Origin of the sequence: Nocardia sp. NPDC023852, from assembly GCF_040639505.1 — a bacterium.
Taxonomy (GTDB): domain Bacteria; phylum Actinomycetota; class Actinomycetes; order Mycobacteriales; family Mycobacteriaceae; genus Nocardia.
Map to the genome: position 1 here is coordinate 114,788 of NZ_JBFAAB010000003.1, position 15,146 is coordinate 129,933.

Annotated in this window: 17 protein-coding genes and 1 pseudogene; 6 read left to right on the plus strand and 12 right to left on the minus strand. The window is 65.8% G+C overall.

The genetic code is table 11. The features are described from left to right. The 3 genes and pseudogenes from AB0H00_RS08080 (at position 1) to dmpG (ending at position 2,864) form a co-directional block, all read left to right on the plus strand. The gene (locus tag AB0H00_RS08080) at positions 1-786 is read left to right on the plus strand and encodes a 2-keto-4-pentenoate hydratase (protein ID WP_357262710.1); all 786 of its coding nucleotides are present in this window, start codon (positions 1-3) and stop codon (positions 784-786) included. Between the two features lie 16 nt (positions 787-802). Further along, positions 803-1,696 (plus strand): annotated as a pseudogene (locus AB0H00_RS08085) (acetaldehyde dehydrogenase (acetylating)); the annotation flags it as partial. A 130-nt stretch (positions 1,697-1,826) separates the two neighbouring features. Continuing rightward, positions 1,827-2,864 (plus strand): 4-hydroxy-2-oxovalerate aldolase, encoded by a 1,038-nt coding sequence (gene dmpG / locus AB0H00_RS08090; RefSeq protein WP_357262713.1) that lies wholly within the window; start codon positions 1,827-1,829, stop codon positions 2,862-2,864. Between the two features lie 48 nt (positions 2,865-2,912). Here the strand turns inward: dmpG and AB0H00_RS08095 are convergent, their stop codons facing one another. Both AB0H00_RS08095 and AB0H00_RS08100 read right to left on the minus strand, forming a co-directional pair. Beyond that, positions 2,913-3,767, minus strand: a complete 855-nt coding sequence (locus AB0H00_RS08095; protein WP_357262716.1) for an ATP-grasp domain-containing protein — start codon at positions 3,765-3,767, stop codon at positions 2,913-2,915. Between the two features lie 266 nt (positions 3,768-4,033). Then, entirely contained in the window at positions 4,034-4,981 is a 948-nt protein-coding gene (locus AB0H00_RS08100) for an NAD-dependent epimerase/dehydratase family protein (RefSeq protein ID WP_357262719.1), read from the minus strand. A 150-nt stretch (positions 4,982-5,131) separates the two neighbouring features. Here AB0H00_RS08100 and AB0H00_RS08105 point away from each other — a divergent pair, with 150 nt between their 5' ends. Beyond that, positions 5,132-5,821, plus strand: a complete 690-nt coding sequence (locus tag AB0H00_RS08105) for a WHG domain-containing protein (RefSeq protein ID WP_357262722.1) — start codon at positions 5,132-5,134, stop codon at positions 5,819-5,821. A 75-nt stretch (positions 5,822-5,896) separates the two neighbouring features. On the opposite strand, the gene AB0H00_RS08110 is transcribed toward AB0H00_RS08105, so the two are convergent. The 7 genes from AB0H00_RS08110 to hsaA form a co-directional block, all read right to left on the minus strand. Further along, entirely contained in the window at positions 5,897-6,490 is a 594-nt protein-coding gene (locus tag AB0H00_RS08110) for a YdeI/OmpD-associated family protein (protein ID WP_357262725.1), read from the minus strand. Between the two features lie 192 nt (positions 6,491-6,682). Continuing rightward, positions 6,683-7,087: a type II toxin-antitoxin system VapC family toxin gene (locus tag AB0H00_RS08115; RefSeq protein WP_357262728.1), complete on the minus strand. Its 405-nt coding sequence runs from the start codon at positions 7,085-7,087 to the stop codon at positions 6,683-6,685. Then, entirely contained in the window at positions 7,084-7,359 is a 276-nt protein-coding gene (locus AB0H00_RS08120; protein ID WP_357262731.1) for a type II toxin-antitoxin system prevent-host-death family antitoxin, read from the minus strand. Before AB0H00_RS08120 ends, AB0H00_RS08115 begins: the two co-directional genes overlap by 4 nt. Before the next feature lie 121 nt (positions 7,360-7,480). Next, positions 7,481-8,056, minus strand: coding sequence for a 3-hydroxy-9,10-secoandrosta-1,3,5(10)-triene-9,17-dione monooxygenase reductase subunit (gene hsaB, locus AB0H00_RS08125; protein ID WP_357262734.1), 576 nt, complete (start codon positions 8,054-8,056; stop codon positions 7,481-7,483). Positions 8,057-8,076: 20 nt separating this feature from the next. Further along, positions 8,077-8,982 (minus strand): iron-dependent extradiol dioxygenase HsaC, encoded by a 906-nt coding sequence (hsaC, locus tag AB0H00_RS08130; RefSeq protein WP_357262737.1) that lies wholly within the window; start codon positions 8,980-8,982, stop codon positions 8,077-8,079. Next, a complete protein-coding gene (gene hsaD, locus AB0H00_RS08135) occupies positions 8,982-9,869 on the minus strand; it encodes a 4,5:9,10-diseco-3-hydroxy-5,9,17-trioxoandrosta-1(10),2-diene-4-oate hydrolase (RefSeq protein ID WP_357262740.1) in 888 nt (295 codons plus the stop codon). The genes hsaC and hsaD overlap by 1 nt, the downstream gene beginning before the upstream one ends. An 8-nt stretch (positions 9,870-9,877) precedes the next feature. Further along, entirely contained in the window at positions 9,878-11,041 is a 1,164-nt protein-coding gene (gene hsaA, locus AB0H00_RS08140) for a 3-hydroxy-9,10-secoandrosta-1,3,5(10)-triene-9,17-dione monooxygenase oxygenase subunit (protein ID WP_357262742.1), read from the minus strand. Between the two features lie 194 nt (positions 11,042-11,235). On the opposite strand from hsaA, the gene AB0H00_RS08145 reads away from it, so the two are divergent. Together AB0H00_RS08145 and AB0H00_RS08150 are read left to right on the plus strand one after the other, a co-directional pair. Further along, positions 11,236-12,510: a Rieske 2Fe-2S domain-containing protein gene (locus AB0H00_RS08145; RefSeq protein ID WP_357262745.1), complete on the plus strand. Its 1,275-nt coding sequence runs from the start codon at positions 11,236-11,238 to the stop codon at positions 12,508-12,510. Next, complete coding sequence (locus AB0H00_RS08150) at positions 12,510-12,839, plus strand: hypothetical protein (protein ID WP_357262747.1); 330 nt, start codon at positions 12,510-12,512, stop codon at positions 12,837-12,839. The genes AB0H00_RS08145 and AB0H00_RS08150 overlap by 1 nt, the downstream gene beginning before the upstream one ends. A 111-nt stretch (positions 12,840-12,950) precedes the next feature. Here the strand turns inward: AB0H00_RS08150 and AB0H00_RS08155 are convergent, their stop codons facing one another. The 3 genes from AB0H00_RS08155 to AB0H00_RS08165 all read right to left on the minus strand — a co-directional run bounded on the left by AB0H00_RS08155 (position 12,951) and on the right by AB0H00_RS08165 (position 15,071). Continuing rightward, positions 12,951-13,361, minus strand: coding sequence for a YbaB/EbfC family nucleoid-associated protein (locus tag AB0H00_RS08155; protein ID WP_357262750.1), 411 nt, complete (start codon positions 13,359-13,361; stop codon positions 12,951-12,953). Further along, on the minus strand, positions 13,361-13,813 hold the full coding sequence (locus tag AB0H00_RS08160) for a YbaB/EbfC family nucleoid-associated protein (protein ID WP_357262753.1): 453 nt from the start codon (positions 13,811-13,813) through the stop codon (positions 13,361-13,363). The genes AB0H00_RS08155 and AB0H00_RS08160 overlap by 1 nt, the downstream gene beginning before the upstream one ends. 199 nt (positions 13,814-14,012) lie before the next feature. Further along, the gene (locus AB0H00_RS08165) at positions 14,013-15,071 is read right to left on the minus strand and encodes a saccharopine dehydrogenase NADP-binding domain-containing protein (RefSeq protein ID WP_357262756.1); all 1,059 of its coding nucleotides are present in this window, start codon (positions 15,069-15,071) and stop codon (positions 14,013-14,015) included. Positions 15,072-15,146: the final 75 nt, after the last annotated feature.

Here is a 15,146-nt window from a genome sequence, read left to right on the forward strand (position 1 = left end):
GTGCTGTCCGACGCGGTACGAACCGAACTTGCCGACGAACTCGAGCGCGCCGAGCGCGACCGAGTGGCGATCGATCCGCTGGTCGCCAGGTACGCCGGCATCGACGTGGTCGACGCCTACCGGATCCAGCTGATCAATATCCGACGCAGACTCGACAGCGGTGCCCGGGTGGTCGGCCACAAGGTGGGCCTTTCGTCGAAGGCCATGCAGCAGATGATGGGGGTCGACGAGCCCGATTACGGGCACCTGCTCGCGGAAATGGAAGTTTACGAGGACGTTCCGGTGGAGGCGGGTCGCTACCTGTTTCCGCGCGTCGAGGTGGAAGTCGGGTTTGTGCTCGGCGCCGACCTACCCGGCGCCGACTGCACCGAGGAGGACGTGCTCGCCGCCACGGTCGCCTTCGCGCCGGCGATCGAGCTGATCGACTCGCGGATCAAGGACTGGAACATCGGCCTGGCCGACACCATCTCCGACAACGCATCTTCCGCCGGCTTCGTGCTCGGCGCGCAGCGCGTCGCGCCGAAGGATATCGACATCAAGGCAATCGACGCGGTGCTCACCCGCAACGGCGAGGTCGTCGCCGAGGGCCGCAGCGACGCAGTGCTCGGCGACCCGGTGATCGCGGTGGCCTGGCTGGCGCGCAAGGTCGCCAGTTTCGGGGTGCGGCTGAAGGCGGGCGACATCGTGCTGCCCGGCTCGTGCACCCGTGCGATCGACGCCCGTCCGGGCGACGCGTTCCACGCCGAGTTCGCCGGACTCGGTTCCGTCCGTTTGCAATTCACCTAGGAGGGCTGTCGTGTCCGTGAAGGGGACCGTCACCGCCGCGATCGTCGGGTCCGGCAACATCAGTACCGATCTGCTCTACAAGCTGCTGCGTTCGGAGAAGGTCGAGCCGCGTTGGATGATCGGCATCGACCCGGACAGCGAGGGCTTGAAGCGCGCCCGCGGCCTCGGGCTGGAAACCTCGCACGAAGGTGTCGATCGGCTGCTCGGGCAGTCCGAGTTGCCGGACCTGATCTTCGAGGCGACCTCGGCGTACGTGCACCGTGCCGCCGCGCCGCGCTATGCGGAGGCGGGCATCCGCGCGGTGGATCTCACGCCCGCCGCCGTGGGTCCCGCCGTCGTGCCGCCGGTCAATCTGGGGTCGAATCTCGACGCGCCGAACGTCAACATGATCACCTGCGGCGGCCAGGCGACAATCCCGATTGTCGCCGCCGTGTCGCGGGTGGTACCGGTGCCCTACGCGGAGATCGTCGCGTCGGTGTCGTCGGTCTCGGCGGGGCCCGGCACCCGCGCCAATATCGACGAGTTCACCAAGACCACCAGCCGCGGCGTCGAGACTATCGGCGGTGCGCAGCGCGGCAAGGCGATCATCATCCTGAACCCCGCCGAGCCGCCGATGATCATGCGCGACACCATCTTCTGCGCCATACCCGAAGACGCCGATACCGACGTGGTCGCCGACTCCATCTACCGCATGGTCGCCGACATCCAGCAGTATGTGCCCGGCTATCGGCTGCTCAACGAACCGCAGTTCGACCAGCCGTCGGTGGTGTCCGGCGGCATGGCGAAGGTCTCGGTGTTCGTCGAGGTCGAGGGCGCAGGCGACTTCCTTCCGCCGTACGCGGGAAACCTCGACATCATGACCGCCGCCGCGACGCAGGTGGGCGAGGTCATCGCCGACCAGATCCGAAGCCGAGCCAGCGGCGCGAGCAACAGGCCCGTAGGCGGTAGCTTGCGTAACCACGGAGGGCCTGCGAGCAACGCCGATTCAACACAGCGAGGCGACCAATCAGACACCGCGGCCCGGGCGTAAGGAGCGAAAAATGGCCTATTCAGCAGAACTCGACATCCGCGTCACGGATACTTCGCTGCGCGACGGATCGCACCACAAGCGCCACCAGTTCACCGCCACGGAGGTCCGCGACATCGTCGCGGCACTGGACGGCGCGGGTGTTCCGGTGATCGAGGTGACCCACGGCGACGGCCTGGGTGGTTCGTCGTTCAACTACGGCTTCTCCAAGACGCCTGAGCAGGAACTTGTCACCATCGCCGCGGAGACGGCCGTGCAGGCCAAGATCGCCGTGCTGATGCTGCCCGGTGTGGGTGTCAAAGAAGACATCAAGGTCTCGCAGGACAACGGCGCCTCCATCTGCCGGATCGCCACCCACTGCACCGAGGCCGACGTGTCCATCCAGCACTTCGGGCTTGCGCGCGAACTCGGTCTGGAGACCGTCGGATTCCTGATGATGTCGCACACCCAACCTCCCGAGGTGCTAGCCAAGCAGGCCCGCATCATGGCCGACGCGGGCTGTCAGTGTGTCTACGTGGTCGACTCCGCGGGAGCGCTTGTCCTGGAGCAGGTTTCGGATCGGGTCGCGGCGATCGTCGCGGAGCTGGGCGACGACGCTCGAGTCGGCTTCCACGGCCACGAGAACTTGGACCTCGCGGTCGCCAACTCGGTCTGTGCGATTCGCGCGGGCGCCACTCAAATCGACGGCAGCGCACGCCGTTTCGGCGCGGGCGCGGGCAACACCCCGGTTGAGGCCCTGGTCGGTGTCTGCGACAAACTCGGCATCAAGACCGGCATAGACTTCTTCGCCATCGCCGACGCCGCCGAAGATGTGGTCCGCCCCGCAATGCCGCAGGAATGCCTGCTCGACCGCCAGGCCTTGATGATGGGGTATGCGGGCGTGTACTCCAGCTTCCTCAAGCATGCCGAACGCCAGGCCGAACGCTACGGCGTCTCCGCCGCCGAAATGCTTGTGCGCGCGGGCAAACGCAAACTCGTCGGCGGTCAGGAAGACCAACTCATCGACATCGCCCTCGAACTGCAGCGGGAGAAGGCCACGGTCTCCACCTGATCGGCTGGTGACGCGAGCCGCGAACGGAACCTTTCGTTCGCGTGCCGGCTAGCAACGAAAACCATGGCGAAGGGCAGTAATCAACACCTCGGGTGGGATGGTGCTGGGCCGGTCGCTCACCTGACCGTCGCCGAGTTCCACCAAACGCCACACTCGGTCGGCACGCAGAGCGAAGTCTGCTGTCACGAAGGGGAGCCCAAGGCCGGCAATGGGTTGCTCGACCGCGGCCAGGTCGAACTCGGCAGCGGATATTTCCTCCGGCGTGTCGGGGTGGGGTCCGATCAACCGGCAGCGGCCGTTGATCCACCAGGTGCGAACCTCGGCCGAGAGGAACCGCTCGAAACGCCTGAGCACGAATCCGCCGGTCATCTCCTGGTCGCGCAGCTCCCGAAATCTACTCGCCACACGCCAAGCGGCGTCTGGGTCGGCGACCTCCGGAATGAATGCCGCTTCATGCCAGTAGTGCTTCATCGACTTGGTGTAGTCGCGAATAACGGCAGGACCCGGTCCTAGTTCACGACACGCGCGATCGAACGTAGTGCGGTCGTGTCCGACGGTCCATACCGACCGAGGTGTCATATCGGCGAGCGCGGGATACCAGCCGGGCAGCTCGTGTGCCCGCCGGTATCGCTCGGAGTCGGTCTCGAGCAGCACGTTCCGGCGTCGCAGTGCTTGATCGAACGCTGCGTATCGGCCGCTACGCAACATCCACCCTCGATAGATCGCCTTGCCAGGCACCCGCACCCGGCGAACAGCTTCGTCGGCGCCATCGGGTCTGGTCAACGCATCATGGTCGACCAGTGCGACATCCATTCCCGCGGCACGGGCGGCATCCGCCTCGGCGGCGAAATGCTCATCGGCCTGGTGCGGGCGGAGCACGTCAGCGGGTACAAGGAGAATCACGGATTCATCCTCGCGCGTGCCCTGCCGATCCCCAAGCGGTTTCAGTTCGGCGCCCGCTGCCTGCCGTATATCCCTGACGGCCGGGCGCGCGACCAGTAGCGAGCGGTCATCATCAGTATCCGATCCGCGTTTGTATGGCCTGAGCAGACAACAATTGAGAGAAGCGCGCCCGGTTGCTCCCGCAGCCGATTGGGTCGGTTGGTCGGGTAGTCGCCGCAGCTGGGTAAGGCGCTCGGTAGCGTTCTGATCGGGCGGGGAAGTCGCTGTCAGGATCGCCCGGCCGCATCTCGCTCCGCAGTGGAAAGATCGTCGAGAGTGGCTTGCACGGCAACCGCGGTGGCGGTGGGCTCGATGCCGAATGTCGTGGTGGCAGCGCTGGAATCGAGCACGAACGGCCGGTCGAACTGATACCGCACTTCGCGCATCTCGCGGGCATTCGAATCGAACAGGCCCGCGGTCCACAGCACTGCCGCAGGCATGCGGCGCACTCGTGCGAGCGGTGCGCCCGCGAGGTCCGCCGCCAGTTGGGCAAGGGCGCGTACCGACAGCGGTGCGGCGGTGGGTGTGTGCCATGCTCTGCCCCAAGCGGTTTCATCGTCGGCCACCGCCACGAGCGTCCGCGCCATATCGTCGATGACGGTCCAGCTGTGCGGCGCATCCGGATCGCCGGGAAACAGTCCCTGCTTTCCCGCGCGGACCGCCGGAAGCACCATGACCGTGAACGCCGAATTCGCTCCGGCACCCAGGTAATCAGATCCGCGCACCTCCGCAGTGCGAATACGGCCTGCTCGGTGCGCCGTCAATGCCGCATTCCAGAGTCCGGTTCGCGTGCGACCTTTCGTGGAATTGGGACGGAGCGGGTGTTGTTCGGTGATCGGTGTGTCGACCGCGCCGTAGCCGTAGAGGTTGCCGACGGTGACAAGCACCGCTCCGGTTGTCTCCGCGGCGGAAATCGCGGACTGGATCAGCGGGGGGAAGTCGGTGGGCCACCGGTGGTACTCGGGCTGCGCGCACTGATAAATCGCGGTAGCGCCCGCACTGTGCGTACTGAGGCTGGACGAATCGGTGGCGTCGGCGGCGATCCGCTCGATCCGTGGGTGGCGCGGTCCGGTGCCGCGGCGGGTAATGAGGCGAACCTCGTCGCCTCGACCGGCAAGCAGCAGCGCGGTGGCCGAACCCACCGGACCTGCTCCGATGACAACATGAATAGACATAGTGTGCGTTCCCGTCTGGCGTTCCGTTTCGAGAACACTGTTCTCGAAGGCGACATCACCATACCTGCGAACGATGATCTCTGTCAAGAACAGTGTTCTTGAAATGGTCCATCGTTCCTCGGGCGGTTGATTGTTCTCTACACTGCGGGTATGTCCGCATCGTCACTGCGCGCTCGGGTCCGCACCGAAATGACCGAGGAGATCAAGGCGGCCGCTCGCAAAAGGCTGGCCGTCGACGGCGCGAACCTGTCGCTGCGCGGCGTCGCGCGCGATATGGGCATCGTCGCCTCCGCGCTCTACCGGTACTTCCCGAGCCGCGACGACCTGCTGACCGCCCTGCTCATGGAGGCCTACCAGTCACTCGCGTCGGCTGCCGCGGCAGCCGACGCGGAGGTGCCTGCGCACGAGTATCGCGGGCGGTGGTTGGCGGTCTGCTCGGCCGTGCGGGACTGGGCCACCGCGCATCGCGCCGAATACGGGCTGCTCTACGGCAGCCCGGTCCCTGGATACGATGCGCCGAAAGACACTGTCGCTCTGGCCTCGAAGGTGGTGCTGCTGCTGGCCGATATAGCCACCGACGCTGTCGCCGCGGGCCGCCTCGATCCCGCACCGCTCTCATCGCCCGTGCCTGAACTGGTTCGCGCGGACCTGCGAGCACTGAGCGAACAGCAGGCATCCGACCTGCCCGAGGAAGTTCTCGACCGCGTCTTCGTCGGCTGGACCCAACTTTTCGGCCTGGTCACGTTCGAAATCTTCGGCCGCCTCGACGGCACCATCGAGGCCCGAGCCAGCTACTTTCAGCACCACATGAACCTGATGGCCGACCTCGTCGGGCTATAGGAAGCGCACGTGACGCCGTGCTGTCGCGCACGATGTCGTCCGCTCAGCGAGCGGCCGGCATGCCGAGGTCATCCGTTACGGTTTCCTACCGGCCGCCTGGGCCGCTTCTTCGCTCAATTCCGCGAGCATCCGTCGCAGCTGGGTCCTGCGCTCGGCGGGGTTCCGCGACTTCATCAATCGAAGGAAGAGGGCGTACTGCCCCGTGCGGTCGAGCTGATCGAAACACGCTCGGACGCGGTGGTTCTCGGCGAGTGCGGTGGATAGATCGGCGGGAATTATCGCGGTGCGCTGGGGTTCGTATGCGGCCGACCAACGGCCATCGAAGCGAGCTTCTGCGATGGCGGCGAAGCCAGGAGCGCGCATGCGGCCGGACGCGACGAGCGCCTCGGCTTTGGCGACGTTGACCTTGGACCACGGGCTCTTGGGGCGGCGCGGGGAGTAACGCTGAAGGTAGTAGTCGGTGTCGAGGCGGCGGCGGTGGCTGTCGATCCAGCCGAAGCAGAGCGCGCCGTCGAGAGCCTCGGCGATGGTGATCGTCGTATCCGCGGCCCCCTTCTTCGCGATCTTCAGCCAGACACTCGTGGCGCGGTCGTGGTTATCGGCGAGCCAACCTTCCCACTGGGCAACGTCGGCGCAGGTGCGGATTTCGGTGCCATCGAACTGGTCCATGGTGGTCTCCCGGGTTGCGGTGCTGGTCCTGTACTCATCCTGCGCACTGAAGTGCTCACCGATTGAGCACTTTTGTTTCGACAGCAAAAGTGGACTGGCGGCGCGGGCCCGTCGACGATGTCAACCTGCTCGAGTCCGGCCTCGACTGCCGTGGACGGCGTGACATCGATTGTTGCGATTTGGAGACACGGCCTAGACGGCCACGATCTCGACCATACTTTCCAGCCCGCGGAAGTCTCCGCTGTTGCGGGTGTAGAGCGGTAATCCGCGCACTGACGCAATCGCCGCGATGAGCAAGTCCATCCGGCGGGGCCGCGGGTCGCGCTTCGCGGCCAGGGTGAGGGCTACCAGAGTGCCGTAGCGGGTCGCGGCGTCCTCGTCGAACGGCAGTGGATCGAAGTCGACGATGGCGGCGCCGAGTTGCTCGGATCGTGCTGCACGTGTGGCGGCGTCCTTCGCCATCGCAACGCCTTGGTGCAATTCGGCCAGTGTGATCGCCGTGACCTCGGGTAACTGGGGTAGGACCGCCGGATCGAGTTCGTACAGGTCGATGTAGGTGCAGGTGTCGATCACGCCCGATGTGTGTCGCTCGCTCACGAACGCGGTCCCCAAGCATCGTCGTCCTCGACGCGATCTTCCGTTCCGAAGAATTCGTCCGCCTCTTGCCGCATTCGGGCGTACTCGACGCGCGGAAGTTTGCGATGTCGTTCGACGAGTTCTTCGGCGGTTCGGCGGCGCTGCCGGCCGACCGGTCGTACCTCCGCGACCTGGACACCGTTGCGGGTGACGCGAAAGGTCTCCCCGGCCTCGACCGCATTCATGACCGCCGCTGAGTTGTTGCGGAATTCTCGTTGCGTGATCACCTTCATGACAGAGATTGTAGCCCCCTGTAGCACGGCTTGCTACATATGGCTGCGGAGTTATCGGCAGCGTGGTGACCGCCGCCGAAACCACCGATATCCCGTTGGGCCGTTCGTGTCGTCCCGGCCTCTACAACCAGGTATCGAGGGTGGTCGTGGTGAGGAAGTGTTCGAGGTCGGCGCGCCAGGGGGCCGGGGTGGTCTTCTCGGGTTCGATGGCGGTGTATTGGCCACGGTAGAACAGCAAGGGTCTGCCGGAGGCTGTCGTCTCGGACATCGTCTGGACGCGGCCGATCACGATGTAGTGGTCGCCGCCATCTACGACGCTGTCCACGGTGCACTGGATGGTGGCCAGTGCGTCGTCCAGAAGCGGAAGGCCCAAGTCGGAGGTGTGCCAGGCGGCGTCGGCGAACTTGTCGGGTTCGCGGGAGCCGAAGCGGGCACACAGCTCGCGCTGTTCTTCGGCGAGCACGTTCACGCCGAAACGCCCGGACTTCTCGATCGCCGCCCAGGACCGGGATGCCTTGGTAGGGCAGAACAGCACGAGCGGCGGCTCGAGCGAGAGGGCGGCGAAGGACTGGCAAGCGAAGCCGATCGGGGCCTGGTCGCCGTCGAGGGTAGTGATCACCGTGATGCCGGTGCAGAACTGCCCGAGCACATTCCGGAACTGCCGTGGATCGATCTCGGCTCGCCCGTCCGCGGTCATCGTTTCGCTCGCCCTCCCGGTCACTGCTGTCGCTGCCCGACGGTGAAGTCGTGACCCCACAGACTCACCGCGGTGGATTCCCTGGCGATCCAGTCGCTGTCGTCCACTTCCAAACCCTCACAGCCGAATTCGACGTCGAATCCGCCCGGTGTCTTCATGTAGAACGAAAGCATCTTGTCGTTGACGTGCCGCCCGAGCGTCGCCGACATCTTGACCTTCTTGCGCAGCGCGCGGTCCAGGCACAGCCCGACGTCGTCGGCGTTGCGCACCTCGAGCATCAGGTGCACGATTCCGCTCGGCGTCGGCATGGGCAGGAAGGCCAGCGAGTGGTGCCGCGGGTTGCAGCCGAAGAAGCGCAGCCAGGCGGGCTCGCCGTCGGCCGGGCGCCCGACCATCTGCGGTGGCAGCCGCATCGAGTCGCGCAGTCGGAAGCCGAGCACGTCGCGGTAGAACTCCAGCGCTGCCTTGTCGTCCTTGGTGCTGAGCACCACGTGCCCGAGCCCCTGCTCCTCGGTGACGAACCTGTGCCCATAGGGGCTGACCACCCGGCGATGCTCCAGCGCGGCCCCGTGGAACGCCTCGAGGGTGTTGCCGGAGGGGTCGTCGAAGCGGATCAGTTCGTAGACTCGGCGGTCGGCCAGTTCCGTCGCGGTGCCTTCCTTGTAAGGCACCCCGGCCGCGTCCAACCGGTTGCGGATGTCCTGCAGCTCTTCGGCATCGGCGGTCTCCCAGCCCGAAATCTGCAGCTGGTCCTTCGTGCCGGGGACGATCACCAGCCGGGCCGGGAACTCGTCCATGCGCAGGTACAGCGCTTCCGGGTCGGAGCCCTTGCCCTCGACCATGCCGAGCACCTTGAGCCCATACTCTCGCCAGGCGGCCATATCGGTCGCCTCGATGCGCAGATATCCCAGTGAGCGGATTCCCATCACTTCTCCTGTGTCTCCTTGACGCCTGCGAGGAAATCGATGGCCAGCCGGTTGAACTCGTGAAACTTCTCCAGTTGAGCCCAGTGCCCGCAGCCGCCGAAGACGTGCAGCTGCGCGCGGGGGATCACCTTCGTCGCCACGAGCGCGCCGTCGAGTGGGTTGACCCGGTCCTCGCGACCCCAGATCAGCAGCACCGGCTGACGAAGCTGGTAGGCGTCGCGCCAGAGCATGCCCTTCTCGAAGTCCGCTCCGGCGAACGACTTCCCCATCGCGCGGGTCGCCGCCAGCGCTTCCGGCGTGCTCGCCGAGGCGAACCGCTCGTCGATCAGCTCGTCGGTGATCAGCGACTGGTCGAAGACCATGATGCGCAGGAATGCCGCAAGGTTCTCCCTGGTCGGCTCGTAGTTGAACTTGGCGAGCAGCTTCACGCCCTCGGTCGGGTCGGGCGCGAACAGATTGGTGCTCAGCCCGCCGGGACCCATCAGGATCAGCTTTCCGGCCCGATCCGGGTAGTCCAGGGCGAACCGCACCGCGGCGCCCCCACCGAGCGAATTGCCCAGCAGGTGCACCCGCGAGGTGATCCGCAGGTGGTCGAGCAGATCCTTCAGCGCCGAGGCGCTGTGCACGAAATACTGCGGATGCTCGGTCGGCTTGTCCGAGCGGCCGTACCCGGGCTGATCCACCGCGAGCACATGAAAATTCTGCGCGAGCACGGGGATGTTGCGGGCGAAGTTCGACCACGAAGACGCTCCGGGGCCGCCGCCGTGCAGCAGGACGATTGTCGGGCCGTTGCCGACGCCGGCCTCGTGATAGTGCAGCCGCAGGTCGGGGCGCACCTGCGCGTAGCGCGATGTCGTTTCGGCGGTGAGTTCCACGGTCGAGGTCACGGTTTCTCCTACACCATGCCGTCGGTGACGGGCAGCCCGAACTCGTGCGTGCCGTACATCAGGTACGCACGCTCGGGATCGTTGGCCGCGTGCACTCGGCCCGCGTGCGCGTCACGCCAGAAGCGTTGCAGTGGAGTGTCATTGGCCAGCGCGGTGGCGCCGGAGCTCTCGAACAGCTTGTCGATGGCGGCGATCGAGCGGCCGGTGGCCCGAACCTGGTCGCGCCGCGCCCGCACGCGCAGGTCGAACGGTATCTCCTTGCCCGCCACCAGCAGCGCGTACTCGTCGGCCACGTTGCCCGACAGCTGCCGCCATGCCGCGTCGATATCGCTGGACGCCTCCGCGATGCGCACCTTGGCGAACGGGTCGTCCTTGGCCTTCTCGCCCGCGTAGGCCGCGCGCACGCGCTTGCCCTGGTGCTCGACGTGCGCCTCGTACGCGCCGTAGGCCATACCGACGATCGGGGTGGAGATTGTGGTGGGATGGATTGTGCCCCATGGCATCTTGTATACCGGATCTGGATTCTGTTGCAGGCCAGGAGATTTGAGCTCGCTCATGGCGCGGAAGCTCAGGAACCGATGCGAGGGCACGAAGGCATCCTTGACCACCACGGTGTTGGATCCCGTGCCGCGCAGTCCGACCACGTTCCATACGTCATCAATGCGGTAGTCGTCGCGGGGAATGAGGAAGCTGCCGAAGTCCACCGGCTTGCCGTTTTTGATCACCGGACCGCCGAGTACCGCCCAGGTCGCGTGGTCGCAACCGGACGACCAAGCCCACGCGCCGTTGACGAGGTAGCCGCCGTCGACGACTGTGCCCGCACCCATCGGCGCGTAGGACGAGGAGATCCGCACCTCGGTGTCCTCGCCCCAGACGTCTTCCTGCGCCTGCTGCGCATACAGGGCCAGATGCCAATTGTGCACGCCGACAATGCCTGCCACCCAGCCGGTGGAGCCGCACGCGCTGGCGATCTTGCGTACGGTGTCGTAGAAGACCACCGGGTCGGCCGCGTGGCCGCCCCACTGCTTAGGCTGGAGCAACCGGAAGAAGCCGGACTCCTGCAACGCTTTCATGGTCTCGTCGGGGATGCGCCGCAGGTCCTCGGCCTCCTGCGCGTGCTCGCGCAGCATCGGCAACAGCGCTTCGACCCGTTCGGTCACTTCTTGCGTCATCTCGGGACCTGCTCCTGCCTGGTCGACTGATAACCAACTCTCACTCGCCTCTGAGACTAGAACAGGTTCCTATTTATGTCGAGAACCGATGTTCACCCCATGTCGCAATTGAACCCGCGCAGGAAGTGGGGCAAATCGCTGGCGTCGAGGGCGCCAGTTTTGTAACGTGTTCTAGTACAGAAGGAGGAATCGCGATGGCAGTTACCCCACCGCCGCCGAACGACGGATCCGGAGGCGGCAGCGTGCGTAACCCCGTAGGGACCCGCGAGGCGGCCCATCCAACGCCGCGGAGCGGTGCGAGGGTCCGGGATCTGGATGTCGGCACCGTGCCGACCCGGTATGCCCGGGGATGGCATTGCCTGGGCCTGGCCAAGGCGTTCCGTGACGGCAAGCCGCACGCGGTCGATGTATTCGGGACCAAGCTCGTCGTCTGGGCAGACAGCCACGGTGAACTTCGGGTACTCGACGCCTATTGCAGGCACATGGGTGGCGACCTGACCATGGGCGAGGTCAAGGGCGACGACATCGCCTGCCCGTTCCACGACTGGCGCTGGTCGGGCACCAACGGAAAATGCACCGCGATTCCCTACGCGCGGCGGGTGCCGCCCTTGGCGCGCACCAGGAAGTGGACCACGCTGGAGCGCAACGGTCAGCTGTTCGTCTGGCATGACCACGAGGGGAGCCAGCCACCGCCTGAGGTCGCCATCCCGCACATCAAGGGCCCCTACACCGACGCGGACGGCAACCCGACCGAGGAACTCGACAGCGGATGGACCGACTGGACCTGGAACTCGATGCTGATCGAGGGAGCCAACTGCCGCGAGATCATCGACAACGTGGTCGACATGGCCCACTTCTTCTACATCCACTTCGCCTTTCCGACGTACTTCAAAAACGTCTTCGAAGGCCACATCGCCACCCAGTTCCTGGAGACCAAAGGCCGGCCGGACATCGGCATGGCCTCCAAGTATGGCGGCGACACCCTGTTGAAGTCGGAGGCCTCGTACTTCGGGCCGTCGTACATGATCAACCCGCTGATCAACATCTACAGCGGCTACGAAGTCAAAAGCGTGCTGATCAACTGCCACTATCCGGTAACGCAGGACTCCTTCGTGCTGCAGTGGGGTATCACGCTGGAGAAGCCGCAGGGCGTCGATGGCCAGATGGCAGACAGACTGGCGGAGAAGATGACCGAGGGCATCAGCGTCGGCTTCCAGCAGGACGTCGAGATCTGGAAGCACAAGTCCAAGGTCGAGAACCCGCTGCTGTGCGAAGAGGACGGCCCGGTCTACCAGCTGCGTCGCTGGTATGACCAGTTCTACGTCGACCTGGCCGACGTCACCGAGAAGATGACCCAGCGCTTCGAGTTCGAGGTGGACACCACCAAGGCGAACGAGGCGTGGGAAGCCGAGGTCGCGGAGAACCTGCGGCGCAAGCGCGAGGTCGAGGAAGCCGAGGCCAACGTCTGATGGTCACCTGGGCGAAGGCACCTGATTTCGCCGACCAGCCCGTTCGGCAGGCCGAAATGCGTGCCCAGACCGTGGCCGACAAGCAGCGATATCTGGAGGACGGCCTGACTCCGCTGCGGTGTCAGGCTTGCCGGAGCGAGGTGCTGGTGCGCAAGAGCAGTTCGCACCAGACCTCGGTGCAATGGACCGACGACCCGGCCAGCCACTGCCCGGTCTTCGCCGAACTGAGCGCGAACGGCTTCGGGCCGGGTCGTCCCGACTCCTGCCCGCAGCTGGAGCGCACCATCAAATGGGCCGTGGACGAGGGCGTGCTCCACATTCCCGAGTAAACGCGGCTACGCGCGCCGCGCGATCGGTGCACCGGGCGATCGCCGTGACACCCAGCGATGACCGCTGGCCACACTCAGTGGACCGAGCAGCCATGTGGCTGTCGAATGTCCTTATGTGATAACCCCGATGTGTGATTCTCCGGCGTACTCGTCGTCGTCTTCCTGGACTGCGTCGTCCTGGGTGATGGCGGTATCCGGTTCGCGCAGGCTTGGTGCACCCGGCAGCAGATCGGCGAGTTCGGGCATGCTGCCGACGACGTCGACGATCGGGGCGATCGTTTCGGTCGTTTGCTGATGCGCGAGACGTGCTGCCGCCCTCGCTGTTTCGGTGACGATTCGGCCGAGATCGGCGCATGTGGTGCGCAGGGCTCGCGGGTCCAAGCTCACGTCGGTGACGATGCCCGAAAAATCGACCGTCACCGTCACCAGCCGGTCGGCCGAACTGGCCTGGGCATGCACGGCGGATAGCCGCTCCCGGATATCGGCGAGTTGAGAACGTTGCTGTTCGTACCGAGCGTCCATCAGAGGTTGTCCGCGTCGAGCAATGCCTGGGCCTGGTCGTTGTCGTCGATGGATTCGCGACTATCGCGCCAGCTCGGCGCTCCGGGCACCATGTCGGGTAGGTCGGGTAGCGCTTCGGCAGCCCCGGTGATCGGAGCGCTCACCTCTTCGCGCTGTGACCACGCCAGCCGTGCCGCCTCCTGGGCGGCTTCCGTGATCGACCGTGCAAGTTGTTCCGGTGTTCCGCGCATCGCGGCCGCCGACAAGCGCACCTCGGTGACCACTCCCGCGCTGTCCACCGTCACCTCGGTCAGTTGATCGGACGAACCGGCTTTCACGCGCAGTGCGTCCAGCTTCTTCTGCACGTCGGCCAGATTCGCCTGCTGCCGCTCGTAAGCATCCAGGATGTAGTCGATCTGGTTGCGCAACCCGCGGTTGCCCGACCGCAGGCCCTCCCGCTTCCATCGGTCCACGGGCGGCCTCCCATTCGCTCATTCTTCTCGCGCCGCGAGCCCGCCATCGGTTCGGCGGAATTCGCTCGCTCAGCGCCGGGCACACGGTGTTCGCTGATTATCGGGACGCCGAGCGCTCCTACCGGAAGCGGCCTTCCCTTCGCTGGGAACTGCGTCGTGGTCTACGAATCGCAGACGTCGGCCGCTGTCGCCCGCGCACTCAGTGTTCTCGGATGTGCCAGGTGATTCCGAACGGCGCCAACGCGTCGAGGAAGTCGGCCGCGTCGAAGGCCTCGGCGGCGGCGAGCGCACCCGGCTGGGTGGCGCCTTCGGCCAGGCGCACGGCGGTCTCGACCGCCATCAGCGCCGAATCGCGGTAGGAGTCGACGCCGCTCACCACACCGCGGATTTTGTGGCCGTCCGCTCCGAAGGCATCGACGACCAGGTCGTAGCGCAGGTCCGCGCTGGGTGCGTCGGGTAGCGAGTCGACGATGTCGGCGGTGAACCCGCTCAGCGTCTCGAGGATCGACGTGGCAAGGACGCCTTCGACATAGGAGACGTCCGAGTGACGTGGGATGGTCAGGACCGGCGGCTGCGGGAACTTCGCGACCGCCGTCGGCTGGGTGTCGCCGGGAAAGGTCATCTGTCCGTGGCGCGCGGTTGCGCCTGTGTGCATTTCACCGTCGGCGTAGTGCCAACCGCCGCCGCGGAACCAGTCCAGGCTGGCGAACACGGTCTTCGCGCTGCCCTTGGATCCGTTGCCGCCACTCTTGCTCAGATGGCTGACCACCACCTCCGCCGGTCCGGCGGCTCGGCGAGTGGTGAGGTAGCCGAGCAGATCACCGGGCAGATTGCTGTCGGTGATGCCGGAGACCACGGTGACGCCGGCCGCCTCGGCGCGCGGTCCGAACTCCTCGAAAACCCGCGCGAGGAACAGTTGCTCGCCGGACATATCGGTGTAGTGCGCGCCCGCGTCGATGGCCGCCGCGAGCACCGCGGGACCGTGGTCCACATAGGCGGGCAGGCTGCTGATCACCACGTCGGCGTCGGTGAACGCCATGACGAGGGCCGCGTGATCGGCCAGGTCCGCGACCCGTACCTCGGCGTCCGGCAGGCCCGCGGCGGTCGCGGCGGTCCGGATTCGATCGGCGTCGCGACCCACCAGAATCGGACTGATGTCGCGGCGACGAAGTTCGGCGAGCAGATAACCGCCGGTGTGGCCGGTGGCGCCGTAGACGGCGATGGTCTTGGTGGTTCCGGTGGTATTCGTCGATGTCATAAATCAGAATCTACGACTGTCACATGAGTAAACCAATGGCTGTAACACTCTTAATTATGCCTGAAACGCTCAATC